This window comes from Mesorhizobium sp. M1342 (assembly GCF_040317955.1).
Classification (GTDB): domain Bacteria; phylum Pseudomonadota; class Alphaproteobacteria; order Rhizobiales; family Rhizobiaceae; genus Mesorhizobium.
The window spans coordinates 282,179-308,494 of sequence record NZ_JAMYLI010000003.1 but is presented as its reverse complement, the minus strand read 5'-3'; the positions used below and the strand labels follow the sequence as shown (position 1 = coordinate 308,494).

25 protein-coding genes are annotated in these 26,316 nt (G+C 63.4%); 14 read left to right on the top strand and 11 right to left on the bottom strand.

What is annotated here, in order from left to right:
• Nucleotides 1-132 precede the first annotated feature (132 nt).
• From NKH06_RS04825 to NKH06_RS04815, 3 genes are all read right to left on the bottom strand, one after another.
• On the bottom strand, nt 133-1,260 hold the full coding sequence (locus NKH06_RS04825; RefSeq protein ID WP_023813236.1) for a sugar ABC transporter substrate-binding protein: 1,128 nt from the start codon (nt 1,258-1,260) through the stop codon (nt 133-135).
• A gap of 301 nt (nt 1,261-1,561) precedes the next feature.
• On the bottom strand, nt 1,562-2,590 hold the full coding sequence (gntR, locus tag NKH06_RS04820; protein WP_023813237.1) for an HTH-type transcriptional regulator GntR: 1,029 nt from the start codon (nt 2,588-2,590) through the stop codon (nt 1,562-1,564).
• 177 nt (nt 2,591-2,767) lie between these two features.
• Nucleotides 2,768-3,997 carry an MFS transporter gene (locus NKH06_RS04815; protein WP_023813238.1) on the bottom strand — a complete coding sequence of 410 codons (1,230 nt, stop codon included), beginning with the start codon at nt 3,995-3,997 and terminating at the stop codon, nt 2,768-2,770.
• A 170-nt stretch (nt 3,998-4,167) separates the two neighbouring features.
• On the opposite strand from NKH06_RS04815, the gene NKH06_RS04810 reads away from it, so the two are divergent.
• A complete protein-coding gene (locus tag NKH06_RS04810) occupies nt 4,168-4,458 on the top strand; it encodes a DUF3175 domain-containing protein (protein WP_031213606.1) in 291 nt (96 codons plus the stop codon).
• Between the two features lie 12 nt (nt 4,459-4,470).
• Here NKH06_RS04810 and NKH06_RS04805 read toward each other — a convergent pair whose 3' ends face one another.
• Entirely contained in the window at nt 4,471-5,247 is a 777-nt protein-coding gene (locus NKH06_RS04805; protein WP_023813240.1) for a FadR/GntR family transcriptional regulator, read from the bottom strand.
• Between the two features lie 101 nt (nt 5,248-5,348).
• Entirely contained in the window at nt 5,349-6,245 is an 897-nt protein-coding gene (locus tag NKH06_RS04800) for an NAD-dependent epimerase/dehydratase family protein (RefSeq protein WP_023813241.1), read from the bottom strand.
• A gap of 119 nt (nt 6,246-6,364) precedes the next feature.
• Between NKH06_RS04800 and NKH06_RS04795 the strand changes: the two genes are divergently transcribed.
• Complete coding sequence (locus NKH06_RS04795) at nt 6,365-7,303, top strand: NAD(P)-dependent oxidoreductase (RefSeq protein ID WP_023813242.1); 939 nt, start codon at nt 6,365-6,367, stop codon at nt 7,301-7,303.
• Nucleotides 7,304-7,327: 24 nt separating this feature from the next.
• Here the strand turns inward: NKH06_RS04795 and NKH06_RS04790 are convergent, their stop codons facing one another.
• Both NKH06_RS04790 and NKH06_RS04785 read right to left on the bottom strand, forming a co-directional pair.
• A complete protein-coding gene (locus tag NKH06_RS04790; RefSeq protein WP_023813243.1) occupies nt 7,328-8,110 on the bottom strand; it encodes a FadR/GntR family transcriptional regulator in 783 nt (260 codons plus the stop codon).
• A 198-nt stretch (nt 8,111-8,308) separates the two neighbouring features.
• Complete coding sequence (locus tag NKH06_RS04785) at nt 8,309-9,298, bottom strand: sugar-binding protein (protein ID WP_023813244.1); 990 nt, start codon at nt 9,296-9,298, stop codon at nt 8,309-8,311.
• Between the two features lie 466 nt (nt 9,299-9,764).
• Here NKH06_RS04785 and NKH06_RS04780 point away from each other — a divergent pair, with 466 nt between their 5' ends.
• The 12 genes from NKH06_RS04780 to NKH06_RS04725 all read left to right on the top strand — a co-directional run bounded on the left by NKH06_RS04780 (nt 9,765) and on the right by NKH06_RS04725 (nt 20,828).
• A complete protein-coding gene (locus tag NKH06_RS04780) occupies nt 9,765-10,505 on the top strand; it encodes an ATP-binding cassette domain-containing protein (protein WP_013530854.1) in 741 nt (246 codons plus the stop codon).
• Nucleotides 10,506-10,546: 41 nt separating this feature from the next.
• On the top strand, nt 10,547-11,545 hold the full coding sequence (locus NKH06_RS04775; RefSeq protein ID WP_023813245.1) for an ABC transporter permease: 999 nt from the start codon (nt 10,547-10,549) through the stop codon (nt 11,543-11,545).
• Between the two features lie 66 nt (nt 11,546-11,611).
• Nucleotides 11,612-12,379, top strand: a complete 768-nt coding sequence (locus NKH06_RS04770; protein WP_023813246.1) for an SDR family oxidoreductase — start codon at nt 11,612-11,614, stop codon at nt 12,377-12,379.
• A gap of 175 nt (nt 12,380-12,554) precedes the next feature.
• Nucleotides 12,555-13,382, top strand: a complete 828-nt coding sequence (locus NKH06_RS04765; RefSeq protein WP_127266791.1) for an AraC family transcriptional regulator — start codon at nt 12,555-12,557, stop codon at nt 13,380-13,382.
• Nucleotides 13,383-13,512: 130 nt separating this feature from the next.
• Nucleotides 13,513-13,956, top strand: a complete 444-nt coding sequence (locus NKH06_RS04760) for an SRPBCC family protein (RefSeq protein ID WP_127295458.1) — start codon at nt 13,513-13,515, stop codon at nt 13,954-13,956.
• A gap of 13 nt (nt 13,957-13,969) precedes the next feature.
• Nucleotides 13,970-14,764 carry an FAD binding domain-containing protein gene (locus NKH06_RS04755; protein ID WP_127295456.1) on the top strand — a complete coding sequence of 265 codons (795 nt, stop codon included), beginning with the start codon at nt 13,970-13,972 and terminating at the stop codon, nt 14,762-14,764.
• A 60-nt stretch (nt 14,765-14,824) separates the two neighbouring features.
• A complete protein-coding gene (locus NKH06_RS04750; RefSeq protein ID WP_127295454.1) occupies nt 14,825-15,307 on the top strand; it encodes a (2Fe-2S)-binding protein in 483 nt (160 codons plus the stop codon).
• A 13-nt stretch (nt 15,308-15,320) separates the two neighbouring features.
• Nucleotides 15,321-16,688, top strand: a complete 1,368-nt coding sequence (locus NKH06_RS04745; RefSeq protein ID WP_127295452.1) for a xanthine dehydrogenase family protein molybdopterin-binding subunit — start codon at nt 15,321-15,323, stop codon at nt 16,686-16,688.
• Nucleotide 16,689: 1 nt separating this feature from the next.
• Entirely contained in the window at nt 16,690-17,694 is a 1,005-nt protein-coding gene (locus tag NKH06_RS04740) for a xanthine dehydrogenase family protein molybdopterin-binding subunit (RefSeq protein ID WP_127295450.1), read from the top strand.
• An 8-nt stretch (nt 17,695-17,702) separates the two neighbouring features.
• Nucleotides 17,703-18,584: an AAA family ATPase gene (locus tag NKH06_RS04735; protein WP_352892380.1), complete on the top strand. Its 882-nt coding sequence runs from the start codon at nt 17,703-17,705 to the stop codon at nt 18,582-18,584.
• A gap of 220 nt (nt 18,585-18,804) precedes the next feature.
• Entirely contained in the window at nt 18,805-19,941 is a 1,137-nt protein-coding gene (locus NKH06_RS04730) for a vWA domain-containing protein (RefSeq protein WP_352892377.1), read from the top strand.
• Nucleotides 19,941-20,828, top strand: a complete 888-nt coding sequence (locus NKH06_RS04725; protein WP_352892398.1) for an amidohydrolase family protein — start codon at nt 19,941-19,943, stop codon at nt 20,826-20,828. Before NKH06_RS04730 ends, NKH06_RS04725 begins: the two co-directional genes overlap by 1 nt.
• 4 nt (nt 20,829-20,832) lie before the next feature.
• On the opposite strand, the gene NKH06_RS04720 is transcribed toward NKH06_RS04725, so the two are convergent.
• The 4 genes from NKH06_RS04720 to NKH06_RS04705 form a co-directional block, all read right to left on the bottom strand.
• The gene (locus tag NKH06_RS04720) at nt 20,833-21,240 is read right to left on the bottom strand and encodes a carboxymuconolactone decarboxylase family protein (RefSeq protein ID WP_352892375.1); all 408 of its coding nucleotides are present in this window, start codon (nt 21,238-21,240) and stop codon (nt 20,833-20,835) included.
• A 362-nt stretch (nt 21,241-21,602) separates the two neighbouring features.
• Complete coding sequence (locus NKH06_RS04715; protein WP_352892373.1) at nt 21,603-23,099, bottom strand: sugar ABC transporter ATP-binding protein; 1,497 nt, start codon at nt 23,097-23,099, stop codon at nt 21,603-21,605.
• Nucleotides 23,099-24,154, bottom strand: a complete 1,056-nt coding sequence (locus NKH06_RS04710) for an SMP-30/gluconolactonase/LRE family protein (RefSeq protein ID WP_352892371.1) — start codon at nt 24,152-24,154, stop codon at nt 23,099-23,101. The genes NKH06_RS04715 and NKH06_RS04710 overlap by 1 nt, the downstream gene beginning before the upstream one ends.
• Nucleotides 24,151-26,274, bottom strand: a complete 2,124-nt coding sequence (locus NKH06_RS04705) for an ABC transporter permease (RefSeq protein WP_352798904.1) — start codon at nt 26,272-26,274, stop codon at nt 24,151-24,153. The genes NKH06_RS04710 and NKH06_RS04705 overlap by 4 nt, the downstream gene beginning before the upstream one ends.
• Nucleotides 26,275-26,316: the final 42 nt, after the last annotated feature.

Below are 26,316 nucleotides of genomic sequence, written 5' to 3'. Positions count from 1 at the left end.
ACCTGGCTTGTTTATCCCACAAAAAACACCCCCGCCCCCCCCCCCCCCCCCCCCCCCCCCCCGGGTGTTTTGGTGTTTTCCACCCCGCCGCGGGCCCCCCCCCGCCGCCGCCAGGTGACAGCCAGCGATGATTTACTGGTTTTCCTTGGTCTGACCCATGATTTCCTGGGCGCTGAAATTGATGCCGCAGGTCGGGAAGGAATTGCCGACGAAGAAATTATCGGATTCCTTGGGGAAATAATCCGTGCCTTCCTTCAAGTTCGGGTCTTCGGCGATCGCCAGCGGCAGCTTCACCTCTTGTGGCACAACCTCGCCTTCGAGTGCGGCGATCGCGGTCTTGATGGCGACGGCGACCTGAGCCGGACCCGAGCCTGCGGACGAGCACTTCAGCCCGTCGGCCGAATGCGCGGCGCAGAACTTGCGGAAGCCGTTCTCGGTCTCGCCGCCAAACGGCACGAACGGATGCTTGGCGTCGATCATCGCCTGCACGATGCCGGTGTCGCCGCCCTGCCCGGTGATGCCGTCGAACGGACCGTTGGTGGCGATCGCATCCGCGGTCACTTTCTGTGCCACGCCGTCATCCCATTTGCCGGCGACTTCGGTCACGTCCCACTTCTTGCCGGACGCGTCGAAGACCTCGTGGATGCCGTTGTGACGATCGGTGTCGACCGAGGTGCCGGCGACGCCGCGCACTTCCAGGATCTTGCCGCCGTTCGGAATCTTGGCGACCAGCCACTTGGCCCACAATTCGCCAAGGCCCTTCTGATCGACATTGACGTTGATGGCGTCCTTGGTGTCGAGGATGTTGTCGAAGGCGACCAGCACGATGCCGGCTTCCTTGGCGCGCTTGATGACCGGACCGAAGGCCGTCGGGTTCTGGGCGTCGGTGACGATGGCGTCATAGCCGGAATCGATGAAATTGTTGATCGCCGAGATCTGTGCCGGCACGTCCTCGCCCGTCGAGACGACCTTGAATTCCTTGATCTTGGCTTTGACTTCAGGTTGTGCGGCGTAGGCCTTGGCCGTCTGCACCATCTGGATGCGCCAGGTATTGGCGATATAGCCATTGGCAAAGGCGATGCGGAACGGCCCTTCCTTCTTGGGATATTTGAAGAATTTGGTCTCCGCGCTCCACGGCGCGAAACAGTCCGCCTGAGCGGCGGGACCCGACACGATTTCGGGTCCGGCGGCCATGGCGGCCGAATTGAGCATGACGAATGCAGTGGCGGCAACGACGCCACCAACAAGTGACTTGATCATCGATAATCCTCCCGATTGCAGTTCAGATTGTTCGTTTCGCAACGCGAATTTTCGCGCGATGGACCGGCACCTCCCGCCTCGCCATGCGCGTCCTTGGCCGCCCGTGGTGGCCGACCCGGTTCCTCCCTTGTCGCCCCCAGCGGTACGAAAACTATCATATTATCCATAATAAACAAGTATTAGTTGTCGCTTATGTATAATAAACAGGTACGCCCTGTCGTTTATGCACCTGCCTGCGGGAAATGGTAGCGCTACCAAATTGGCGTGTAAACCGGCATTTGCACAGTCGCTCCTGTGCGTTTCAACGCGCCGTGCTCTCGCGGCGCTTGAGCTCGAAACCGAGGTCGACGATCCGTTGCTCCGGTCTGTTGCCGGCGATCGCCGCAAGCGCCATGGCAACGGCACGCCGGCCGATCTCATAACGATGGGTGCGGATGCTGGTGACCGAAGGAAACGCCACCTGCATCATGTCGAGATCGTTGAACCCGACGATGCCGATCGTCTTCGGTACCGCGATCGAGGCGCGATGGCATTCGAACAAGACGCCGAGCGCGATATCGTCATTGTTGCAGAAGACACCGTCGAGTGTCGGCACCTTGGCCAGCGCATCGCGGAACATCTCGCGGCCGAGCGAGACGCTGGACAGCACCGGCGTAGTGGTGACGAGGCGCGGGTCGAACAGGCCCGCGGCCTCCATCGCCGCGCGATAGCCGGCAAGGCGCCGCTGCGAACGCGGATCCATGCGCGCGCCGATGAAGCCGATGCGGCGATAGCCCGCCTCGATCAGATGCTCGCTCGCCGCCCTGCCGCCATCCAGATGCGAGAAGCCGACCATCATGTCGACCGGATCGGGACCCGTTTCCATGACCTGCACCACAGGGCAGCCGGCACTTTCCAGCAGCTTTCGCGAAGCCGGTGTCTGATCGATGCCGGCGACGATCAACGCTGCCGGCCGTTGCGAACCGAACACCTGCAGCAGCCGCTCTTCCTCGAGGCCGGAATAGTGGGTGTTGCCAAGCTGGATGCGGAAGGGGCTGGCCGACAGGCTGTCATAGATGCCGCGCACCACCTCGGCGAAGACGTTGTTGGTAAGCGACGGCACCAGCACGCCGAACACCTCCGCGCGCGCCGAGGCCAGGGCCCGGGCATTCGGGTCCGGCACATAGCCCAGTTCGTCGACGGCGGCCTGGATCTGGCGGCGCAGCTCTTCGGACACACGCTCCGGCTCGCGCAGGGCGCGCGACACGGTGATCGCACCAACGCCGGCCTTGCGCGCGACATCCGCGATGGTAGGGCGGCCGCCGCCCCGGCGCGAGCGCGGCTTGGTCAAGGGCGCACTCCTGGCGACGGGCTTGTGCAGCCAAGCGCCTTTAGAACCATATTCAGGGTCTTTGCCACCGTCGTCATGCCAAATCGGCCTGTTGCCGCACCCATCCGCCTTCCGGCGTCGCGCAGCCTTGGGTGGTTGTCAAGCCGCGCAGCTCCCGGACCATTGGGCAGGGTGAGCTCAGGCCATCACGGCTGTGCTGCGCCGTGCCTTCCACAACAGCAGCCCGATCGCCAGTATGTTCAGCAAATTCCAGGCGATGCCGTTGAGGAACGCAGCCGCATAGGAGCCGGTCAAATCGTAGATCCAGCCCGACATCCAGCCGCCGATCGCCATGCCGAAGATCGTCGCCATCAAGACGATGCCGATACGCTGGCCAGCCTCTTTGGCCGGCATGTAGTCGCGCACGATGATCGCGTAGCAAGGCACGATACCGCCCTGCGACAGGCCGAACACCAGCGACACCACATAGAGCGAGGCAAGCCCGTCGAATGGGATGTAGAACAGCAGCGACAGGCATTGCAGCACCGAGCCGATCATCAGTGTCCACACCGCGCCGATGCGGTCGGCGAGAAAGCCCGATGCCAGCCGACTGACGACGCCGCCTGCCATCATGATCGACAGCATGTCGGCGCCATGTGCGACGCCGTAGCCAAGGTCCATGCAATAGGCGACGATATGCACTTGCGGCATCGACATCGCCACGCAGCAGCCGAGGCCGGCGACGACCAGCAGCACCTGCAACGCCGCCGGCGACAGCGGCATCGACTGCACCGGCCGGCTTCCGGGCGAACCGGCGGCAGCCGCAACTGGGGCACCGCGCCGCAGCATCAGCACCAGCGGCACCATAGTCACCAGACAGAAGATGCCGATGGCGGCATAAGTGAAGCGCCAGCCTTCCGCCTTTATCAGCGTCGGCATGATGGTCGGCCAGATCGCTCCGGCGAGGTAGTTTCCGGCGGCCGCCGCGGTCACCGCGACACCGCGCCGGCGGTTGAACCAGTGCGAGATATCGGCGATCAGCGGCCCGAAGATCACCGACGTGCCGATACCGATCAGCACTCCTTGGGCAAGCGTGAATTGCAGGATCGAGGTCGACAGCGCCGCGAGAAGCAGGCCGGCGGAAAGCGCAATCGAAGAGAGCAGCGCCGGGATCCAGTATCCCATCCGGTCGATGGCGCGGCCGACCAGCACGTTGCCGGCGGCAAAGCCGACCATGGTCGCAGTATAAGGCATGGACGCCGCTGCGCGGTCGACGCCGAACTCGGCCTGCACCGCGGGCAGCACGACGACGACTGCCCACATTCCGACGGCGCCGATCGTCGCCAGCAGCATCGAGATGGCAAGCCGCATCCAGGCATAGGAGCTGTCGATGCCGGGGCCGGGCTGGATGCTGTCGGTTCGGGTCAAGGCGTTTCCTGTCGGCGGTCTCGGAGATCGGCTGCCGTTTGCGCCACTATCGGCGCATTCTCGGGTCGCAGCAGCGCCACAGCTGGCAAATCCGTGGCTCCAGAGCCAGGGCGGAACCGATGCCGATGTGCGGAGTTTCCTGGCAGCCTACCCTGCAGAGGAGTCCTGCGATGACCGCCACCAGGAAAAAATGGTCGGCCGAGGTGACCGAGCACAGCGACGCGATGGATCTTGAGGATCACGTCTTCGAATCCGACGACGCCAGGAAGATCGCCGCCTCGCTCAAGCGATCCGCCGAACACAGCCACCGGCGCAAGGCCGAGCCGTTCCAGTCGGCCATGTCGATGCTGAACTTCTACATCAACCGCGCCGGCAAGAACTTGCCTGCCGCGCGCAAAAAAGTGCTTGAGGACGCCAAGGATGAACTGCGCAGCGCCTTCGGACGTGACAAGGATGATTAGCGGCGGCCGGCCCTACCGGGCGCGGATGACGCCGTCTGTGTTGGCGAGCAGTTTGCGCACTGCATTGCGCGCCGCGTCGGGGCGCTGCAGGCGGATGTTCTTCTCGATTGCCTCGTGCAGCTTCTGCGCGTGGTTGAGATCGTCGATCTCCCGCGTCGTATAGGCAAAGAGGTGATCGAAGGCGGATTCGATCAGTACGCCGAGCGGCACCAACAGGTCGTTGCCCGAAGCCCGCAGGATGGCAAGATGGAAGCGCGTGTCGGCGCGGGTCCGCTCCTGCAGGCTCGTCGCCTCTCCCATCTCCCGGCAGGCCAGGCTGATCTCGGCCATCTGCTCGTCGGTTCTTCGCATGGCGGCAAACGCGGTCGCTTCCGGCTCGATGATGTGGCGGAATTCCTGCACCGTCTTGAGGAACACTTCGCGATCCGGCGACGTCGCGTACCAGGCAAGCACATCGCGATCGAGCAGGTTCCAGCGTTCCTTCGGCTCGACCCAGCTGCCGATCTTGGGACGTGAGGCCAAAAGGCTCTTGGCCATCAGCATCTTGATCGCCTCGCGCACCGCCGAGCGGCTGACGCTGAAGGTCTCCGACCATTTCGCTTCATTGGGCAGGATGGTACCAGGCGGATAGTCGCCGCGCACGATCCTGAGGCCAATTTCGCTGGCCAGCGAGGCGTGGACGCTGGAGCCAGGAATACGGGCGGCGTCCGCCCGGCGAACGCCGCCCGGACGGTCCCCGGAGGCCGCTTTCCCCAACGATTTTTCCTTGTTCGGCTTCGCGTCCCGCATGGGTTCCAGAAAGTCCGTATTAAGCAGGCTGTCAAGCGCGGCAAGCGGCTTGCACCGCAAAGCCGCCCGCTGTGCACAGATCAGCTCGATTGCTTCGCGGATCAGTCCTGCTTGACGTATTTGCGCCAGCTATGCTCCGGGCGGAAGCCCAGCACGTCGCGCGCCTTGCGGTTCGACAGCAGCGTCTCGTATTCGCCGAGCTCGGCCTTCACCGGCACGCCGGGGTAGAACCGCTTCAGGAGTTCGGCAGTCGGCAGGTCGGATGAGGTGTCGTCATTGGCGGCGTTGATCACCTGATAGCCGAGGCCGTCCTTCTCGATGGCGCGCAGCGTGATCTGGCCAAGGTCGCGCGCGTCGACATAGCTCCAGGCGATGCGCTTGCGGAAACCCGGATCGGCGAACCATTTCGGAAACAGTGAATATTCGTGCGGCTCGATGACGTTGCCGATGCGCAGGGCATAAATGTCGGTGCCGTTGCGCTGGGCGAAGGCCCGCGCCGTCTTCTCGTTGACGACCTTGGACAAAGCATAGCTGTCCATCGGGTCGACGTCATACTCCTCGTCGAGCGGGAAATATTTGGGATCGCGCGGCTCGTTGGCGAACACAAGCCCATAAGTCGTCTCGCTGGAGGCGATGATAATTTTGCGGATACCGAGCTTCACCGCCGCCTCGATGACATTGTAGGTGCCGAGCGCATTGATGCGGAACACCTCGTTGTCGGTGGTGATCATGATGCGCGGGATGGCGGCGAAATGCACCACCGCATCGACCGGCTGCGGGCGCAGCGAGGGGTCGAATTCATGCAGGCCCATATAGCTCGACAGCGCGTTGAACACCTGCCCGCTGTCGGTGATGTCGGTGATCAGCGTGCGCACCTTGGGATTGTCGAGCGGCCTGGTGTCGATGTTGAGCACCTGACAGCCTTGCTCGACCAGATACTGGACGACATGGCGTCCGGCCTTGCCGCTGCCGCCGGTGAACATGATCCGTTTTGTCATTTTGCTCTCCACATCCTCAGGGATTTATGTGTATTGTCAGACAATATCGCCATCTGCAACCACCCTCGCCTGCAAAACGGCAGCGCCTGACATCAATCATTGCAACAGGACTTGAAGACATGAACACGACTGCCGCGCGCGAAAAGATCGGCTTCATCGGGCTTGGCCTGATGGGCCACGGGATCGCCAAGAACATCGTCGACAAGGGCTACAGTCTGACCTTCCTCGGCCGCAAGAACCGCAAACCGGCGGAAGACCTGCTTGGCCGCGGCGCCACGGAAGCATCGACCTCGCGCGATGTGGCGGCGGCATCTGATATCGTCTTCATCTGCGTCACCGGTTCGCGCGAGGTCGAAGCCATCATTCGCGGCCCCGGCGGCCTCAAGGAGGGCTTGAAAAAGGGCTCGGTCGTCGTCGACTGCTCGACCTCCGATCCGGTCTCGACGGTGGCGCTGGCAGCGGAACTTAAGGCGCTCGGCATCGATTTTGTCGACGCGCCGCTCAGCCGCACGCCGAAGGAAGCCTGGGAAGGCACGCTCGACGCCATGGTCGGCGCGCCGGACGCCCTTTTTGCCAGGGTGAAACCGGTGATCGAAACCTGGGCCGGCCGCATCGTCCATATCGGCGACACCGGCGATGGCCATCGCATGAAGCTGCTCAACAATTTCATCTCGCTTGGCTACGCAGCGATATATTCCGAGGCACTGGCACTGGCTGAGAAGGTCGGCATCTCGCCGCCGCGCTTCGACAGCGTCATTCGCAATGGCCGCATGGATTGCGGCTTCTACCAGACCTTCATGCGCTGGACGCTGGAAGGTGACCGCGACGCGCACAAATTCACCATCGCCAATGCCTTCAAGGACCTGACCTATCTGGAATCGATGGCGGGTGCGGCCGGCATTGCCAACCCGCTCGGCAACGCCACCAAGAACTCCTTCGCCGGTGCCCATGCAACCGGCCCGGCCGAGCAATTCGTACCGATGCTGGCGACGCATATCGCTGGGGTGAACGGTGTCGACCTGATGCCGATGAAGGATGGCAAGAAACAGACCATTTAACCGATTGCCCAACGCCGGCGCCGATCACCGCCGCCACCGCCCTATCCCATCGTCGGTATCTGCAAGCAGCTTGTGCACGGCGTTGCGCGCAGCGGCTGGGCGCTGCAGGCGGATGTTCTTTTCGATCGCCTCATGCAGCTTCTGCGCCTGGCGCTGATCGGCGACCTGCTGTGTCGTGAATGCGAAGAGATGGTCGAGCGCCGATTCGATCAGCACGCCGAGCGGCACCAGAAGGTCGTTGCCGGAAGCGCGCAGGATGGCCAGATGAAAGCGCGTATCGGCGCGGATACGCTCCTGCAGGCTCAAGGCCTCGCCCATGTCGCGGCAGGCCTGGCTGATTTCCGCCATTTGCTCGTCGCTGCGCCGCATGGCGGCAAAGGCCGACGCTTCCGGCTCGATGATATGACGAAACTCCTGCACGGTTCGCAGGAACGCCTCGCGGTCGGGCGCCGTCGCGTACCAGGCCAGAACGTCGCGGTCGAGCAGGTTCCAGCGCTCCTTCGGCTCGACCCAACTGCCGATCTTGGGGCGTGAGGCCAACAGGCTTTTCGCCATCAGCATCTTGATGGCTTCGCGCACCGCCGAACGGCTGACATTGAAGATCTCGGCCCATTTGGACTCGTTGGGCAGGATGGTGCCGGGCGGATAGTCGCCACGCACGATCCGCAGGCCAATCTCGCCGGCCAACGAGACATGGACGCTCGCCCCCGCAAAATGCGCGGCACCAGCCTTCCGCATGACAGCCGGACCGTGGCTCGCTTGTGCCTTGGTTAGGTCGGTTCGCTTGCTTGACTTCTCGTCCGGCATCCACGTTCCAATGCGTCGACCGTCTGTCGTCCGGACTGGTCCGAACCGTACGGGCGCCGATCTCGTTGCCGAAAAATCCAGATCACGGGCGCGGCAAAGCCGGAGCCGATTGCCCCAACTATTGCGTCCGTTCGGGAATTACCGCTTCCGTTCAGGAATGACGGGGCGCCCGCAACCGGGCGCCCCGAAATCGAGAACCTACTTCTGGATGCAGGTGTCGACCGTATCCTTGGTGCACTCGTCGAGGCCGGTGAACACCGGATCGGCGACCGCCTTGCCTTCGATCAGGTCGATCATCACCGACGGTGCCTTGTAGCCCATTTCGAACGGCCGCTGGCCGACCAGAGCCGTTACAAGGCCGTCACGAGCGATCGCCACTTCGTCGCCGATCGTGTCGGCGGCGCCGATGACGAAGTCGTTGCTGGCGATCCGGTCCTTGAGCGGCCCGAACAGATCGCGGTAGGGCTGCGGCGCGCCGAACAGCGGCCAGCCGCCCATGATGCCGAAGGCGTCCAGCTTGGGGTTGGCGGCGAGGATGTCGGTCATCGCCTGCACGCCCTTGGCGCCATCGTCATTGGTGAACACCGGGCAGCCGGGAACTTCGGTCCAACCACCTTCACCCGCAAGTGCGGCAAGGCCTTCCTTGCCCGACAGTGCGTCACGCATGCCTTGCGCACGGCGCAGGATGTTGTCGGCTGCCGGGTTGCCTTCGATGGTGCAGATCGTGCCACCATTCGGCTTGCCCTTCTTGATGTACTCGCCGATCTTCTTGCCCATCAGGTAATTGTCGGTACCGAGATAGGTCTTGCGAAGACCTGCGTCTTCCTTGCTGAGATCGGCATCGACCGTCATGATCGGGATCGTCGGATTGGCGCTCTTGATCGTCTGCGCGATCAGCGGCGCGTTGGACGGCGAGATCGCCATCGCGACCGTGTCGGCCTTGCTCAGCATGTCCTGGACGATCTGCGCCTCGCCGGCCTCGTCCGAAGTCGACGCCGGACCGGTGTAGAAGCATTCATACTCCGAGCTGGCGTTTTCCTTGTTCCATTTCTCGCAGCCCTGGTGGATGGCCTCGAAGAACGGATTGTCGAGACCTTTCACGACAATGACGAGCTGTTTCTTGGCCAAAGCCGGCCCGGCACCCAACGCCATTGCGGCGACGGCGGCGAGCAAAAGTGTTTTCCTCATGTCAGTCCTCCCTTGAAACAAACGGACACGGCGTGCCCGCCATACAGATCGACCGGATGCGTGATGACCGAGGGTCGTTTCGCGAGCGCTCGTGTCGCCAGGACAGATCGATAAGCATTTCCAGATTCGGCTTCAGATCAACTCACACACAGGTGCCACTTGATCTTGGGCCGTCAAACCTCCGCCGATTCCGGCCGGCGAACCGCCAGCGGAGATCGGCATAATCTCCTCCGACGCTTAGCTAATATCGGCTTGGCGCCAACGTCAATGCTATTTGTCCTACAAAACGGATTTTTAAAATAGTCCTGGCCCAATTCGTCCGACAATTGATTGACGTGCGCCGGCTTTTGCGTAAAAGAACGCTAACGCCGTCTTCGGGAGGAGCCGGGGAGAGCGAGGCCAAAGCAGCGTCGGCATCCACGCCGGGAACAGCAGCAGGTCGCAAATCACGGGGAGGCAAAGGCTGGTGGCGGTTCTCGAACTCACCAACATCTCAAGGCATTTCGGCGCCATCCAGGCCGTCAACGACGTGTCGCTGTCGATCGAGCCCGGACAGGTGGTCGGCCTCATGGGCGACAACGGCGCCGGCAAGTCGACGCTGGTCAAGATGATCGCCGGCAATTTCCGCCCGAGCCATGGCACCATGCACATGGACGGCAAGGAATTGATCCTGCACAAGCCGGCGGAAGCCCGCCAGCACGGCATCGAGATCGTCCACCAGGACCTTGCGCTCTGCAACAATCTGACCGCCGCCGCCAACGTCTATCTCGGCCGCGAGTTGCGGCGCGGCGTCGGGCCGTTCCGCATCCTCGACTATGCCTCGATGTACAAGCGTGCCGGCCAGCTCTTCGCCGAATTGAAGTCCGAGACCCGTCCGCGCGATCTCGTCAAGCAGATGTCGGGTGGCCAGCGCCAAGCGGTGGCGATCGCCCGCACCATGCTGTCGCAGGCCAAGATCGTGCTGATGGACGAACCGACGGCCGCTATCTCGGTGCGCCAGGTCGCCGAAGTGCTGAACCTGATCCGCCATTTGCGCGATCAAGGCATTGCCGTCGTGCTGATCAGTCACCGAATGCCTGACGTCTTCACCGTCGCCGACCGCGTCATAGTCATGCGGCGCGGCCGCAAGGTCGCCGACAAGACGATTGCGTCGAGCTCGCCCGAGGAAGTCACCGGGCTGATCACCGGCGCCATCGAACAGGTTTGATTTCAGCGAATTTCACCACGCACAGCAGATGAAGGTCGACGATGGCACTGACAATTGACCAGCCGATCGAACACAAGCAGCAATCCCTGCCGGCAAGAGTGTTTGCCAGCCAGACCTTCTGGGTGGTGATCGCCGTTATCCTCGCCTGCGTGTTCCTGTCGTTTGCCACCGACGCGTTTGCCACGTCGAAGAACCTCTACAACATCACCCGCAACATCACCTTCGTCGCCATTATCGCGCTCGGCATGACCTTCGTCATCATCACCGGCGGCATCGACCTCTCGGTCGGCTCGGTGCTGTGCCTGTCGTCGATGATTTTGGCCGTCACGATGCATGCCGGCTACTCGATCGAGGTCGGCATCCTGGCCTCGATCGCCACCGCGCTCGCCATTGGCGCCTTCAACGGCGTGCTGATCGCCTATCTCGGCTTTCCACCCTTTGTGGTGACGCTCGGCATGCTGTCGATCGCCCGCAGCCTAGCCATGGTCGCCTCCAACAACACGGTCGTCTTCCAGTTCGGGCCGGACCACGCCAAGCTTCTGTCATTGGGCGGCGGCGCCTGGGTGTTCGGCATCGCCAATCCGGTGCTTTACATGATCCTTCTGGCGCTGATCACCGGCTTTATCCTGCGTTGGACGAAGTTCGGCCGCCACATCTTCGCCATTGGCGGCAACGAGCACGCGGCAACGCTGACCGGCGTTCCGGTGCGCCAGATCAAGGTTGCCGTCTACATGATCTCGGCGCTGTCGGCCGGCATTGCCGGCATCATCCAGACCGGCTGGCTGGGTGCCGTCACCACCAATCTCGGCACCGGCATGGAGCTGCAGGTGATCGCCGCAACCGTCATTGGCGGCGCCAATCTGGCTGGCGGCGTCGGCACCGCCTTTGGCGCCATCGTCGGTGCGGCCCTGATCGAGGTGATCCGCAACAGTCTCGGTCTGCTCGGCATCAATGCCTTCTGGCAAGGTGTGTTCATCGGCGGCGCCATCCTGCTGGCGGTGCTGTTCGACCGCATCCGCAATTTCCGCCGCAGCGACTAGAACCATGATCCCGAAAAGTGGAAACCGGTTTTCAGGCAAGATCATGGTCAAACAAAAGACTGTTTGATGGCCAACTCCCTGTTCAGCCTCGAGGGGCGGGTGGCGCTGGTGACTGGCTCCGGTCAAGGCATCGGCTTTGCGCTGGCTCGGGGCCTCGCCGGACACGGTGCAAGCATAGTGCTGAACGGTCGCGACACCGCCAGGATCGACAGCGCCGTCGAAAAGCTGCGCGATGTCGGCTTCAAGGCGCACGCCTCGGTATTCGACGTCACCGATTTTCAGGCGGTCAACGCGGACATTGCCCGCATCGAGGCCGAGATCGGCGCCATCGACATCCTCATCAACAATGCCGGCGTGCAGTTCCGCGCTCCGCTCGAGGACTTTCCCGAGGAGCAGTGGGAGCGCCTGTTCAAGACCAATGTGTCGGGCGCCTTCCATGTCGGCAAGGCGGTCGCCCGCCACATGATCCCGCGCGGCAAGGGCAAGATCATCAACATCGGCTCGGTGCAGAGCGAGCTGGCAAGGCCGAACATCGCACCATACACCGCGACCAAAGGCGCGATCCGCAACCTGACAAGGGGTATGTGCGCCGACTGGGCGAGATACGGCCTGCAGATCAATGCGATCGCACCCGGCTATTTCCGCACCGAGATGAACCAGGCGCTGGTCGACAATCCGGAATTTTCCGCCTGGCTGGAAAAGCGCACGCCCGCCGGGCGCTGGGGCAATGTCGACGAGTTGATCGGCGCCGCCGTGTTCCTTGCCTCCGACGCATCGTCTTTCGTCAACGGCCATACGCTGTATGTCGATGGCGGCATGACGGCTTCGGTTTGAAGGGCGTTCTTCCCTTGTGGGAGAAGAGGAAACCTATCGCTCAGTCTGAAAATCCGGCCGCATCGGCCGTCATTGGCCCTCGCCGCCCCCGCGCGTCTTGACGCGGCCCCGAACTCCGCCGCACAATCCCTGTTGCAGGCGAAGGGAGGCCAGTCGTCTGCGGGAGGATATACCCATGACGGAAGCGATCAGGCTCTACTGGGGCCGGTTCGGACATGTTTCTATCCTGAATGTCGCAAGCGACTTCGTCACTCATGCCCATGTCGAGGCCCATCTGATCATCTGGCTGGAAGGTACGGCCGGCGAAATGACCATCGGCCGCGAGACCGTCCGGCTTGGACCTGGAACGGCCGCCGGCATCAACTCCTTCCAGCCGCACAGCCATGTTCTGTCGCAAAACGGGACGCCCGGTCTGTTTCTCGCCTTCTACATCGATCCCGACTGGGCGCGGCGCCGCCGCGACCTGCCTTCGTCTGCGCCGCTGTTCTCACAAGCCGCGATCACGCTGGAACCGTGGCTGCATCAGGCCGCCGCCAATCTGCTCGACCACCTCAGCGACAATGAGAGCGTCGACGATATCGCCAACTACGAGATCGAGCGTTTCATCGATAGCGTGCTCGACGCCGCCGACGCCTCGGCGCCGCAGGAGGCCCGTGTCCGCATCAACACCATGCAGGATTTCCGTGTCCGCAAGGCAATCCAGCTGATGAAGGCCAATGTCTGCGAGCGCATCTGCTTCGACGACGTGGCGCGCAGCGTCGGCCTGTCGCGACCGCATTTCTTCGCTTTGTTCAAGGAACAGACCAATCTGACGCCCAATGTCTACTGGAATACGCTGCGCATGGAGGAAGCGGTGCGGCAGCTGCAATGGTCGCGGGAGCCGCTGATCTCGGTCGCCTGCAATCTCGGCTTCACCACGCAGGGCAATTTCTCGCGCTTTTTCCGCGACCATGTCGGCGTGCCGCCGACGCTCTACCGCGAGGCCGCGCGGGCGATTGCCTGAACCTGTCCTCGTTTAGTCAAGGTCGACTGTTTTTCAGACTCCTTGATACACGCTCAAGACGCATTGATAAGCGTCGCTGAAATGGCCGCCCTACCCTTGCACCGGATCGCTTTTGCAAGGGAACATTTGAATGGCCAAAGTCACCATATCCAGCGTCATCGACGCGCCGGTCGAAAAGGTCTGGGCGCGCATACGCGACTTCAACGGGCTGCCGGGCTGGCATCCGCGCATGGTGGAAAGCCACATTGAAGACGGCAAGGATGCCACCACGATCGGCTGCGTGCGCAATTTCCAGCTCGCCAGCGGCCCCCGCCTGCGCGAAAAGCTGCTCGATTTTTCCGATCAGAATTTCCTCGTCAGCTACTCCATCCTGGAGACGCCGCAGCCGCTGACCAATCACAAGGCGACGCTGCAGTTGCGGCGCGTGACCGATGGCGACCGCACCTACGCCGAATGGACCGCCAGCTTCGACGCCGCGCCCGAGGAGGCAGACAAGCTGGCCGAGGGCATGGGCGCCAATGTCTTTCAGGGCGGCTTCAACGCTCTGAAAAGCCATTTCGCCGGCCAGAGCTGACAGGAGCCAAACCATGGCGCTGGCACTGCAGACCTTTGCAACGGTGAAAGACGCGAACGCGGCACTGAAAGCCCAGGGCACACGCTATCTCGGCGGCGGCACGCTGGTCGTCCGCGCGGCCAATGAGGGCGATGTCTCGGTTTCCGGCCTTGTCAGGTCGACCGAGCCGTCTTTGTCCACCATCGCCGTTGCCGGTGGAAAAGCCCGTGTCGGCGCTTCGGTGACGATGGCGGCGATCGCCGGCCATCCGGAGCTCGGCACGCTCGCCAAGGCCGCCCGCGCCGTCGGTGGCCCGGCCATCCGCAACATGGCGACCGTCGGCGGCAATCTTTTTGCCCCGGCCCCCTATGGCGATTTCGCTGTTGCCCTGCTGGCGCTCGATGCCATGGTCGGCACCGATGGCGGCGAAACGCCTATCGAGACTTTTCTGGCCAATCGGGACGGCAGCCGTGCCGTCGTCACTTCCGTGAGCTTCACGCTTCCGAAGGCCGACAGTTTCCGCTTCCTGAAAGTGTCGAGGGTCAAGCCCAAGGGCGTCTCGGTGCTCAGCATAGCCGGTGCTCTGGAACTGTCGTCGGATGGCACCGTGACCTCGGCGCGGATCGCGCTCGGCTGCATGGCGGATCGGCCAATGCGCGCCAGGGCGGCGGAAAAAGCGCTGATCGGCCGAAAGCTGACCGCTGACGGCATCGCGCCGGCCTTGGCCGCGGCCGGTGATGGCACCTCGCCCATCACCGACCCGATCGCCAGCGCCTGGTATCGCGCCGAAGTCTTGCCGGTTCATCTCGGCCGGTTGCTGCTCGCATAATATTTCGTTCGGGGGCGCGCGTCTGTCCGCCGGTTCGGGCAGGCGCGCTGGGAGGAAAACATGGCAAAGGTTCCGGTTCAATTCACGCTCAACGGCTCGGAAAAGGCCGAATTCATCGACAGCGGCACGACGCTGCTTCAGGCCCTGCGCGACAAGATCGGCGACACCTCACCGAAAGGCGGCTGCCATCAAGGGACCTGCGGCGCCTGTTCGGTCATCATAGACGGCGAACTCAGGCTCTCCTGCCTGACCTTGGCCGAGACCTGCGATGGCGCCGTCATCAGCACGACATCGGGACTTTCGGAAGCTGGCGTGCTGCACCCGCTGCAGCGCGCCTTCCTCGACACGTTCGCCACGCAATGCGGCTTCTGCACGCCGGGCATGATCATGGCGGCAAAGGTGCTGCTCGACCACACACCCAACCCCAGCCGCGACGAGGTGGTCGAGGCGCTGTCGGGAAACATCTGCCGCTGCACCGGTTACGAGCCGATCATCCAGGCGGTGCTGACCGCCGCCCGCGCCAATTCGCAGAACGCGGCCTGAGGGGTCCAAAGCAATGGAACTGCGCAAGAACTACTTCACTGATATCCGCAAGGACGATCTGAACGAGATCGGCCAGCCCCGGCCGCGCTCGGATTCGCCAGGCCATGTCACCGGCAAGACCGCCTTTTTCGCCGACCGCAATTTCCCTGGCATGCTGCACCTGAAGATGGTGCGCAGCCCGCATCACCATGCCCGCATCCGCTCGATCGACACCTCGGAAGCGGAAAAGCATCCGGGCGTGGTGAAGATTCTGACCGCCAAGGACGTGCCGCACAATGTCTACACCATCCTGATCCTGATCCAGGTCGGGCCGGAGGACGAGACGGTGCTTGCCGACGGCAAGGTGCGCTGGAAGGGCGAGGCCGTGGTGGCCGTGCTGGCCGAAACCGAGCGTGCCGCGCAGGAGGCCGCAGCCAAGGTCAAGGTCGACTATGAGGTGCTGCCGGCCGTCTTCGACATGGAAGAGGCGCTGAAGCCCGGCGCGCCCCTGGTCAACGAATATCACGGCCAGAATTATTACCTCTATGACAGCGGCGAGTGCCGCAAGGTGCGCTTCGGCGATGTCGAGGCGGGCTTCGCCGGCGCCGACCACATCCTGGAGGAGAGCTACCAGTCCTCGCCGATCGAGCACGCGCCGACCGAGACCACCGGCTGCGTGGTGGCACCCGAGGGCAATGACCGCTTCACCTGCTACACCAACACGCAGGCGATGTTCTTCACGCTCGACAACACCTCGATCATCCTGCAGATGCCGGGCAGCAAACTGCATTTCGTCGGCGGCACCGTCGGCGGCGGTTTTGGCGGCAAGGTCGACGTCATCGTCGAGCCCATCGCCATCCTCGGCGCAAAATTAACAGGACGACCAGTCTGTTTTATCTACAGCCGCGAGGAGGAGATGCAGATCTCGTCGCCGCGAGCGGCCGAAAAGGTCGTCATCAAGGACGGCGTCATGAAGGACGGCCGCATCGTCGCGCGCAAGGTCACCGGCTATACCGACGCCGGCGCCTATTCGCGCCACTCGCCCTATGGCGCGCAGAAGGGCGCGGGGCACTATCCCGGCCCCTACACCATCCCAAACGTCTGGATCGACACCTACTGCGTCTACACCAACCGCACGCCCTCCTCCGCCATGCGCGGCTTCGGCGTCACCATCGGCGACTTCGCGCTGGAGGTGCAGATGGACAAACTGGCGCGGCTGATCGGCATGGATCCGCTCGAATTCCGCTTCATCAACGCCTATCGCGACGGCGACATGAAGGCGCATCGCCAGCCGACCGAGGGCGCGGCGCTGATCGAATGCATGCAGGAAGCCTCGCGCGCAGCCAACTGGCCGGTGGCGGAGAAATACATGGCCATGTCGTCTTACGTGAAGGGAGCTTGAGATGGCGATCAGGCGTGGACGCGGCGTTGCCGCGATCAACTATCCCACCGGCATGAACCTCGGCGGCGACCCGACGCAGGCGCTGGTGCATTCGACGCCGACCGGCAATTTCATGGTGACGCTTTCCAGCGTCGATCTCGGTCAGGGCATGAAGCAGATCATGGCGCAGATCTGCGCCGAGACGATCGGCGTGCCGACCGACCGTGTCGTCGTCGACACCGCCGACACCGACACCGGCCCGCACTGCATGGGCACATTCGCCTCGCGCGGCACCCACCGCGCCGGCAACGCCGTCATCCAGGCGGCAAGGGAAGCGCGCCAGGTGATGCTGGAAGTGGCCGCCGAGGAGTTGGAGGTCAACGCCTCCGACCTCGAGACCGATGGACAGGGCAACATCCTGGTCAAAGGCGCACCGCAAAAGTCGATCTCGATCTTCGATGTCGCGCTGTCGGCGCATTTCAAGCGTGGCCGCTCGATCTCCGGCCGCGGCATGTTCCTGATCCCGCGCTCCTATCCCGAGAAGGAAACCGGCGCGATGAAGCCGTCGACCTGTTATGCCCATGCCTGCACGGTGGCCGAGGTCGAGGTCGACGACGAGACCGGCGAGGTTACCGTGCTGACGGTGAAGAACGTCTTCGAGATCGGCCGCGCGCTGAACCCAAAGATGGTCGAACAGCAGCTGGTTGGCGGCTCCTGGATGGGCATCAGCCATGCGCTCTATGAGACAACCGAGCCCTATTATCCCAACCGCGACCATGGCGGCACCGACTTCAACCAGTATCTGATGCCCGGCCCCGGCGATCTCGCCGAGACCGAGATCATCGTTCTGGAGCGGCCTTCGGCGGACGGACCATACGGCGCCAAGGGGCCGGGCGAAATGTGCGCCAACCCGCAGATCCCGGCCGTCGCCAATGCCGTCTTCGACGCCGTCGGCGTGCGCATCGACACTCTGCCGATCACGCCGGAGCGCATCCTGCGCGCGCTGAAGGCGCAAACGGCGAATTGAGGGCTGGAATGACAGGGACAAGCGCCGAGACTGTCGCGACCTCGCCGGAGGTTGTGGCGCAGCACCTGGCCGCCTCGCGCTACCTTGCCGACGAGAGCCTTTCGACCGCGATCTTCCTGGCAATCCGGCTGGGCAAGCCGCTGCTGCTCGAAGGCGCGCCGGGCGTAGGCAAGACGGAGGCGGCGAAGGCGATCGCCGCGCTGCTCGGCCGTGATCTGGTGCGGCTGCAATGCTATGAAGGCATCGATGCCGCGCATGCGCTCTACGAATGGAACTACCAGCGCCAACTGCTCGCCATCCGCCATGCCGGCGAGCATGAGATCGACATCTACGACGACCGTTTCCTGATCGCCCGGCCGCTGCTGCAGGTGCTGAAGGCGCCCGAGCAGCGCGTGCTGCTGGTCGACGAGATCGACCGCTCGGACCACGAATTCGAAGCGCTGCTTTTGGAATTCCTCTCCGACTTCCAGATCAGCATTCCCGAGCGCGGCACCATCCGCGCCACGGCACAGCCGATCGTCATCCTGACCTCGAACCGCACCCGGGAACTGGCCGAAGCACTGCGCCGCCGCTGCGTATACCACTGGATCGGCTATCCCGACGCCGAGCGCGAGGCCGCCATCATCATGCTGCGCGCCGGCGATGTAGCGCAAGCCACCGCACGCGCGGTGGCGGCGGCCGTGCAGACCATTCGCGCCCGCCCGCTCGCCAAGCCGCCCGGCATTGCCGAGGCGGTCGAATGGGCCAACGCCGCGACCATCCTGGAAAAAGGCGGCAGCCCGTGGCCGGAAGCCTTCCGCCGCGCCATCGGCGTGCTGATCAAGGACGAGGAGGATCTCTCCTACATCGAGCCCGAGCTTGGCCGGATTGTCGAGGAGGCGCTGGCGTGAGCCGAGACCTCAACGGCACGTTCTCCCCGTTCATTCCGCAACGCTGGCGGGACAGCACCCCCTTCTGTCCTGCCGGACATCTCCCCCTCAAGGGGGGAGATTGGCTGTCATTCCGGCTTTCGACAATCTCCAGCGTCGCAGAACGGAGCGAAGCATCGAAGCTGCTGATCTCCCCCCTTGCGGGGGAGATGTCCGGCAGGACAGAGGGGGGCGCCACGCAATGATGCGGGAAACAAGCTTACCCCGCGCGGCAGCGCCCTTGCTCAGCTTCGGTCGGCTGCTGCGCCGCTACGGCTTCGCCATAGCGCCCGAGCAGGTCTCCAGCTTCATGCAGGCCGTGACATTGCTCGGGCCGCGCTCGATGGCAGACATCCGCGAGGCGGCGCTCGCGACGCTGGCGCCGCCGCCCGACCGCCACGACGAATTCGAAGCGCATTTCCAGAGCCACTTTTATGGCAACACATCCGCCGTGGTGGAAGGCGACGCCGACGAGGAAACCCGCATCAAGGATGATGGCGGCGCCGACGACGAACGGATCGAAGCCGAACAAACCCAAGAGGGCGGCGAGCTGTCCTCGGCACTGGAGCAGTTGAGCAGCCGCGCCTTCCAGCGTGACGATGACGGCCTTGCCGCTTTCCGCCGCAAGCTCGCATCCGCCCTGCCCGCCCGCCGTTCCTTCCGCACCGTACGCACCCACTCGCGCGGAAAGCTCGATCTGCGCCGGTCGCTCAGGGAAATCGTCAGTGCCGATGGCGACGTCCCCTCGCCGCTGCTGCGCCGCCGCCAGACCGTGCCGCGCAAGCTGCTGCTCTTGATCGACGTTTCCGGCTCGATGAAGCTGCACACCGCGGACTATCTCAAGCTGGCACATGCGGCCGTGCAAGGTGCCGACCGCGCCGAAATCTTCACCTTCGGCACGCGGCTGACCCGCGTCACCGGGGCATTGCGCATCCGCGACCGCGGCCAGGCGCTGCCGCGCGCCGCGGCCCAGGTCGACGATTGGGACGGCGGCACCCGCATGGGACCGACGCTGCTCGCCTTCCTATCGGTGCCGCGCTTCTCGTCGTTTGCACGCGGTGCCACGGTCGTCATCCTGTCCGACGCGCTGGAGCGCGGCGATCATGGCGAGTTGGAGACAGCTATGCGACGGCTGAGCGCCCGCGCTTTCCGGCTGTCGCTGGCCACACCGCTAGCCGGCGACCCGCGCTTCCGGCCGGCAACGGCTGCACTTCGTGCCATCCTGCCGGTACTGGACGACCTCGTCGACGGCTCGTCGGTGAAAAGCCTCACCGATTTCATCCTGTCGCTCGCCCGCCCTGCTTCAGCGGCGGCGACAATCTGGAAGAGGGTTTCGTGATGCAGAAAGCCATCGACGCGCATTTCCACATCTGGCGCCAAAAGGACCAGCCCTGGCTGGTCGGGCCGATGGTGCCGCGCATCTTCGGTCCCTACGAGCCGCTCCAGCGCGACTACCCGATCGAGGAATTCCTCGAAGACCAGAGGGGTTCAGGCGTCGAAAAGGCCGTCTATGTCCAGACCAACTGGGCCAAGGAGGATTTCGAGAAGGAAGTCGCCTTCCTGCAGAAGACATCCGACGAAACCGGCTGGCCGCATGCCATCGTCGGCTACACCGACATGACCGTCGACGATATCAGGCCCCAGATCGATCGGCTGATGAAATACAAGCTGCTGCGCGGCGTGCGCATGCAACTGCATTGGCACGAGACCCCGGCCTTCCGCTTCGCCGCCTCCGCCGACCAGGTGATCGACCCCAAAGTGCGCGCCAACGTCGCGCGGCTCAAGGACTATGGCCTCTCCTTCGACCTGCAGCTCTTCCCCGCCCAGATGAAGGACGGCCTGACGCTGGTTGGCGAAAACCCGGAGACGAATTTCATCCTCACCCATGCCGGCATGCTGACCGGCATGGAACCGGAAACCACCGAAGCCTGGAAAGAAGGCCTGCGCACGCTGTCGGCGGCGCCCAATTTCTACGCCAAGCTGTCCGGCCTCGGCACCTTCGTCCACCGCAACGACCCGGCGCTGATTGCCTATATCGTCGACAACGCGATCGACATCCTCGGCGCCGACCATTTGATGTTCGGCTCGAACTTCCCGATCGAGAAGCTGTGGACCAGCCACGCCGAGCTGATCAGGGCGCACCGCGATGCGGTGGCCAGGCATGGTGCGGCGGCGGAGGCGGATATTTTCTGGAACACGGCGGAGAAGGTTTACCGGCCGGTGTGACGCTTCACTTAACCTCGAACTGCGGATCGACCGGGATTTGCATCGCCGTCACCAGATGGTTGGTCTGCCCAGCCAATCCGATGATCGACACCAGCTCGCCATGCTGCGCATCGGTCATGCCCTTGGCTCGCGCTGCCGCCGTATGCGAATGGACGCAGTACGAGCAGCCATTGGCAGTCGACACCGCGATGTAGATCATCTCCTTGGTCAACGGATCGATGGCGCTGTCGGCCACCATCACCACCTTCAACTGTTCCCAGATCCGCTTCAGCGCAGGAGGATCATTGGCCAGACCGCGCCAGAAATTGTTGACGAAATCGGATTTGCGCGTCGCACGGATGTCGTCGAACACGGCTTTTACGGCGGGGATCTTTTCGACCTCGGCATCGGTCAGGAGTCTTGTGGTGGCCATGGTGGTGGTCCTTTCGCTTCGATCGATGAACTGGTTCGTTGAATCAAGTTTCGAGCAAAGGCGGCTAACCAGCTTCTTTGACTCAGTTTTTGGCGCAATAGCGTTGAAGATTAGCCGAGGCACCTAAACTTCGTCATCCTAGGGCGAAGCAGGCGCGAAGCGCCGTCGCGGAGACCCGAGGATCCATTCCGTGACGTCAGCCGCGGAGTGCAACGGAGCAGAATTCTGCACGGTCGCGGCGCTTCCGAGTCGCGGCATGGATCCTCGGGTCTGCGCCGCGTCGCTGCGCGCCTTGCTCCGCCCGTGGATGACGAAGGGATGGATGTCCTGGCCAATTATCAACGTAGGCACCAGCCAAAAACCTAATGCACGGCCGCATACATGATCTTCTCCTCCGTAGCCTCCGCCGGCGAAAACTCCTCGACGATACGCCCTTGCCGGCAAACCAAAATCCGGTCCGACAAATTCATGATCTCCGGCAGGTAGGACGAGATGACGACGACGGCCAGGCCCTCGTCGGTCAGCCGGTTGATGATCTGGTGGATCTCGGCGATCGCGCCGACATCGACGCCGCGCGTCGGCTCGTCGAAGATGACGATGCGCGGCTGCTGCACCAGCCCCTTGCCGATGACCACCTTCTGCTGGTTGCCGCCGGACAGTTCGACGACGCGCGCATTGTCGTTGATCGCCTTGATGTTCAGCGTCTTCGTCCATTCGGCTGAGAGCGCGCGCATTTCCTGCGCATTGATCACCCAGGCCTTTTCCCGGCCCGCCGCCAGCAGTCCGCCGAACAGGTTCTCCGCAATGCCCATCGTCTCGAAGATGCCCTCGCTCTTGCGGTCTTCGGTGACGTAGACAATGCCATCGGCCACCGCCTCGCTCGGCACGAGATAGCGCACCGGCCTATCATCGAGTTCAATCGCTCCGCCGCGCAGAAAATCGCGTTTGTAGATGCCGGAGACGATCTTGAAGGTTTCGGTGCGGCCGGAGCCGATCAGCCCGAACACGCCGGTGATCTGGCCCTCGAAGATCGAGAAGGACGTGTTGCGCACGACATTGCTCATCGAGATGTCCTGCACCGACAGCACCTTCTTGCCCGCCTTGCGCAGCTTCGCTTCGTCGCGCTGGCGGTATATCTGCCCCGACAGCGTGCGCCCGACCATGGCCGCGACGATCCGGTCGCGATCGAAGGCGGATGTATCGTCGGTGATGACCAGCTCGCCGTCGCGCAGGATGGTGATGCGGTCGGCAATATCGAGCGCCTCTTCCAGCGCGTGGCTGATGAAGACGATCGACACGCCGCTCGCCTTCAGCCGGCGGATCAGTGCGAAGAAGTGCCGCTTCTCCTCCGGCGTCAGCGTCGCCGTCGGCTCGTCGAAGATGATGATCTCGGCATTGTGGTGCACCGCGCGCGCGATCTCGACCATCTGCCGCTTGGCAGCACCCAGCGTCGCCACCATCGCGTTCGGGTCGACGGGAAAGTTCAGCGATTGCAGGAATTGCTGCGCCGAAATGTAGGTACCGCGCAGCCGGTTGAGGAACTTTTCGGTGCCGAGATAAAGGTTCTGCGCCACCGTCATCGATGGCACCAGGCTCGTCTCCTGGAACACCATCGCGATGCCGGCTTCAAGCGCTGCGTGCGGCGAGGCGTAGGCGATCTCTTGCCCCTTGTGGAACATCTTGCCTGAAGTGGCGTCGACCACCCCGGCGATGATCTTGGTCAGCGTCGATTTTCCCGCGCCGTTCTCGCCAAGCAGCGCGTGGATCTCGCCCTTGCGCAGCTCAAAGCTGACATTCTTCACAGCGGGCACGCCGCGATAGTTCTTGGTGACATTCTCCAGACGAACGATCGGCTCCATCAGAAACCTCCCGTGGCGACGGAAAGGATGCAGTCGCCGCCTTTGGAGGCGACGAACAGAAGGCCGTCCTTTTCCGCAACGCTGCAAATGCCGTGGCGCGTGCCGTTGGCGCGGCTGTGCAGGCTGAATTGCGGCTGCATCTTCTGGTCGAGCCTGACCACCAGCCCGTAGGAGCGGCTCGGCGACCATGGCTTGTGGATGCCCATGGTGCGGATGCCGCCGCATTGCAGCGGTTCGAGGAAGCTGCGGCTGGAGGCCAGCGCCGGCGCGATCCAGTAGGCCGGCGGCACCTGGCTCAGCATATCCTGCCGGTAATGCGTTTCCTGCAGCACGAATTCGATCAGCCGGTTGCGCGGCGCAAACAAGGTCAGCCAGGCGCCGCCACCGGCGGAGGACGACAGCCGTGCCGGATAGCCCGGCAGATGCGTCAGCACCGTCGAGCGGTTACCAGTCGCGCCATCGAAGCGGACGAGCTGGTGGCGCCAGCTTTCGCTGACCAGCACATCCGTGCCGACGGGATAGAGCCCATAGGGAAAGGCAATGTCACCGGCGACCTTGCGGAAATCACCGCCTGCTGCGTCTCGCTTCCAGAGCGAACCGGAAGCCCCCTTGTTCATCAGATCGGCGGCCCATTGCGATGGAGCATGCTCGACCGAGCCGTTGGCCAGCCACAGCGTGCCGTCATCCGCGTAGGCAAGCGCGGTTATGCAGCGGATCTCGGCCGGCAGCGAAACCTCCTTGCCTGATATCAGCAGCTTGCCGCTTTCCAGCCCCACCGTCAGTTCGCCCGATGGCGACAGCGCCAGCGCCAGCGCCGTGACCGGAGACGGAAAGGTTTCGACAACCCTGGGCTCGGTTCCGGCAGCAATCGAATAGATTGCGTTGCCGCTGGAGGCCAGCAGCCTGCCATCGGCAACCAGCAGATTGTCCGGCTCGGTCAGCTCAGTAAAAGCCGGCGCGTCATCCAGCAATGTGTTGGGTCGGAAAGCGCCATCGAGCGGCGGGATGGTCACCGCCTTGCCGCGAAACAGGTCCAGCACAGGATCGAGGATCATGGCTTTGTTCCCCAATAGGAAGCGGGGCTGGTCCAGTTCGGGTCTGCGCCTGAAATCTTGTAGCGGCCGATGCGGTTGTTGAGGATGCCGCCGACGAACAGATATCCCTTGTGCTCGCGCATCGAGGTGACCATCGGGTGCGCGCCGCCGGTGAGGTCGCCCATCGCCTCGACGATACCGCCCTTCTCGTTGAATTTCACCACGCCGCCGGTGTTGATGTTGGGGAACAGCCATTCGTCCTGCGGCAGCCGCCGCGTCATGCGCTTGCGCATGTCGGGATGGCGCAGCGACAGATCGAAGCTCGGCGTGCGCATGCCCAGCCACGCCATCCAGTAATTGCCGTCGGAGGCGCGGTTGATGTTGTCGGGATAGCCCGGCATGTCGCGGATGACGCATTCGGCGGTGCCGGCCTTCGGCCCTTCCAGCCAGTAGCGGTGCACGCGGCAGGCCCAGCTTTCGGCGAAGAACAGCGACTTGCCGTCATGCGCCATGCACACACCATTGGTGTAGCGGTAGCCGTCGAGCAACGTCTTCGTCGAACCATCCTTCGGATCGTAGACCAGCAGCCTGCCAGTGGCGCGGTTCTCGATCGAATCCAGCGCCCAGTCATGGGCGTCGTAGCGCTTGGTCGAGTCGGTGAAATAGATGCGGCCATCGGGTGCGATGTCGCAGTCGTTGGGGTCACGCAGCCGCGCATCGTCGACGATCGAGGTCCACGAGCGCGACGTTTCGGCCGACAGGCGTTTGACCTCCCGATCCGGCGAGACTGAGTAGAGCCCCATGGCGCCGACGCAGCTGATCAGATTGCCCGATTTGTCGAAGGCGAGGCCGAGCGGAAAGCCGCCGATATGGGCAAACACCTCCGATTTGACATAATCCGGCGCGAAAAAGCGGACGATCTCGCCATGACGCGTGCCGCAATAGAGATTGTCGTCGCGGTCGAGGATGACGTCTTCCGGCCCTTCCAGTTCGCCAAGCCCGATATGGTCGGCTGCCGACAGCCTGTTATCAAGCTGGTAGGGCGTGCCCGAGCCGGGTGCGGCCGACTGCGTTTCGCCCATTCTGAGATAGACAGGCGCGACATAGACCTCGTTGAGCACCTTGTGGCGGTTCTTCAGCCAGCGAATGTCAATGGTCACCGCCACCGCCAGCATGATGCCCAGCACCATCTGGTTGGTGCCGGTGCCGTAGCCCAGCCGGATCAGGCCGTTGGTCATGGTCAGCACGATGATGGCGCCCATTAGGCCCTTGATCACCGAGCCGCGCCCGCCGCCGAGGCTGACGCCGCCGACCACCGCCGCCGTCAGCGCCATGATCTCGAGGTTGAGGCCGGTGCCCGGCCCTGCCCCGCTCAACCGGCAGGCGATCAAAAAACCGCCGATCGAGGCGCAGAAGCCTGAAAAAACGTAGGTCATGAACACCGTGCGGCGCACGCGGATGCCGGCATTGTGCGCCGAGCGCCTGGAACCGCCGACCGCCAGCACATGCCAGCCCGGCCGTGAACGGGTCAGCGCGATATGGGTGACGATGGCCAGGATGATCGCCAGCCACACCGAGACGGACAGCCCCCAGAACGTGCTGTCGCCGATGAAATCGAGCACATCCGATGTCGCGGTCGAAAGCTGCACGTCGGCGGCATAGGTGGTGACCAGGATATCAAACAGCGCCCGCCCGAAGATGAAGGTGACCAGCGTGGTCAGAAAGGCGCGCAACCTGAGATAACCGACGAGATAGCCGTTGATGGCGCCAAAGATGAGACCGGTGGCCAGCGACGCAGCCAGCGCCAGCCAGATCGACTGTTCGAGGATGAAGAAGACATAGACGGCGGAAAAGCAGGACAGCGCGAAGATCGAGCCGACCGACAGGTCGATGCCGCCACCCAGCATCACCACCGTCATGCCGGTGACGACCATCGAGAACTCGCCGAGCTGGCGGGTCGATTCCTGCAGCGCTGTCAGCTTGAAGAAGCCCGGAATGATCGAGCCGAAGGTTGCCAGCGTCGCCACCAGCGCCAGGAACGGAATGGCGTTGTCGGTCCAGCGTTTGGTCAGTATCTCGCCGACGACATGGTCGGGCACGAGATTGTACCGCCAGGACTGGAGGCGTTCGCGAAAGGACATCGGCAGCTGCTATTCCATGAGAAAGAGGTGGCCGGGCAATCC

Bases quoted from the DNA above. Each gene is read 5' to 3' on its own strand.
- NKH06_RS04800 (WP_023813241.1), bottom strand. From the start codon at position 6,245: ATGACAAAACGGATCATGTTCACCGGCGGCAGCGGCAAGGCCGGACGC.
- NKH06_RS04725 (WP_352892398.1), top strand. From the start codon at position 19,941: ATGCAGAAAGCCATCGACGCGCATTTCCACATCTGGCGCCAAAAGGAC.
- NKH06_RS04705 (WP_352798904.1), bottom strand. From the start codon at position 26,274: ATGTCCTTTCGCGAACGCCTCCAGTCCTGGCGGTACAATCTCGTGCCC.
- NKH06_RS04795 (WP_023813242.1), top strand. From the start codon at position 6,365: ATGAACACGACTGCCGCGCGCGAAAAGATCGGCTTCATCGGGCTTGGC.
- NKH06_RS04810 (WP_031213606.1), top strand. From the start codon at position 4,168: ATGACCGCCACCAGGAAAAAATGGTCGGCCGAGGTGACCGAGCACAGC.
- NKH06_RS04770 (WP_023813246.1), top strand. From the start codon at position 11,612: ATGGCCAACTCCCTGTTCAGCCTCGAGGGGCGGGTGGCGCTGGTGACT.
- NKH06_RS04775 (WP_023813245.1), top strand. From the start codon at position 10,547: ATGGCACTGACAATTGACCAGCCGATCGAACACAAGCAGCAATCCCTG.
- NKH06_RS04715 (WP_352892373.1), bottom strand. From the start codon at position 23,099: ATGGAGCCGATCGTTCGTCTGGAGAATGTCACCAAGAACTATCGCGGC.
- NKH06_RS04710 (WP_352892371.1), bottom strand. From the start codon at position 24,154: ATGATCCTCGATCCTGTGCTGGACCTGTTTCGCGGCAAGGCGGTGACC.
- NKH06_RS04755 (WP_127295456.1), top strand. From the start codon at position 13,970: ATGGCGCTGGCACTGCAGACCTTTGCAACGGTGAAAGACGCGAACGCG.
- NKH06_RS04720 (WP_352892375.1), bottom strand. From the start codon at position 21,240: ATGGCCACCACAAGACTCCTGACCGATGCCGAGGTCGAAAAGATCCCC.
- NKH06_RS04750 (WP_127295454.1), top strand. From the start codon at position 14,825: ATGGCAAAGGTTCCGGTTCAATTCACGCTCAACGGCTCGGAAAAGGCC.
- NKH06_RS04825 (WP_023813236.1), bottom strand. From the start codon at position 1,260: ATGATCAAGTCACTTGTTGGTGGCGTCGTTGCCGCCACTGCATTCGTC.
- NKH06_RS04730 (WP_352892377.1), top strand. From the start codon at position 18,805: ATGATGCGGGAAACAAGCTTACCCCGCGCGGCAGCGCCCTTGCTCAGC.
- NKH06_RS04790 (WP_023813243.1), bottom strand. From the start codon at position 8,110: ATGCCGGACGAGAAGTCAAGCAAGCGAACCGACCTAACCAAGGCACAA.
- NKH06_RS04765 (WP_127266791.1), top strand. From the start codon at position 12,555: ATGACGGAAGCGATCAGGCTCTACTGGGGCCGGTTCGGACATGTTTCT.
- NKH06_RS04805 (WP_023813240.1), bottom strand. From the start codon at position 5,247: ATGCGGGACGCGAAGCCGAACAAGGAAAAATCGTTGGGGAAAGCGGCC.
- NKH06_RS04745 (WP_127295452.1), top strand. From the start codon at position 15,321: ATGGAACTGCGCAAGAACTACTTCACTGATATCCGCAAGGACGATCTG.
- NKH06_RS04785 (WP_023813244.1), bottom strand. From the start codon at position 9,298: ATGAGGAAAACACTTTTGCTCGCCGCCGTCGCCGCAATGGCGTTGGGT.
- NKH06_RS04760 (WP_127295458.1), top strand. From the start codon at position 13,513: ATGGCCAAAGTCACCATATCCAGCGTCATCGACGCGCCGGTCGAAAAG.
- NKH06_RS04740 (WP_127295450.1), top strand. From the start codon at position 16,690: ATGGCGATCAGGCGTGGACGCGGCGTTGCCGCGATCAACTATCCCACC.
- NKH06_RS04735 (WP_352892380.1), top strand. From the start codon at position 17,703: ATGACAGGGACAAGCGCCGAGACTGTCGCGACCTCGCCGGAGGTTGTG.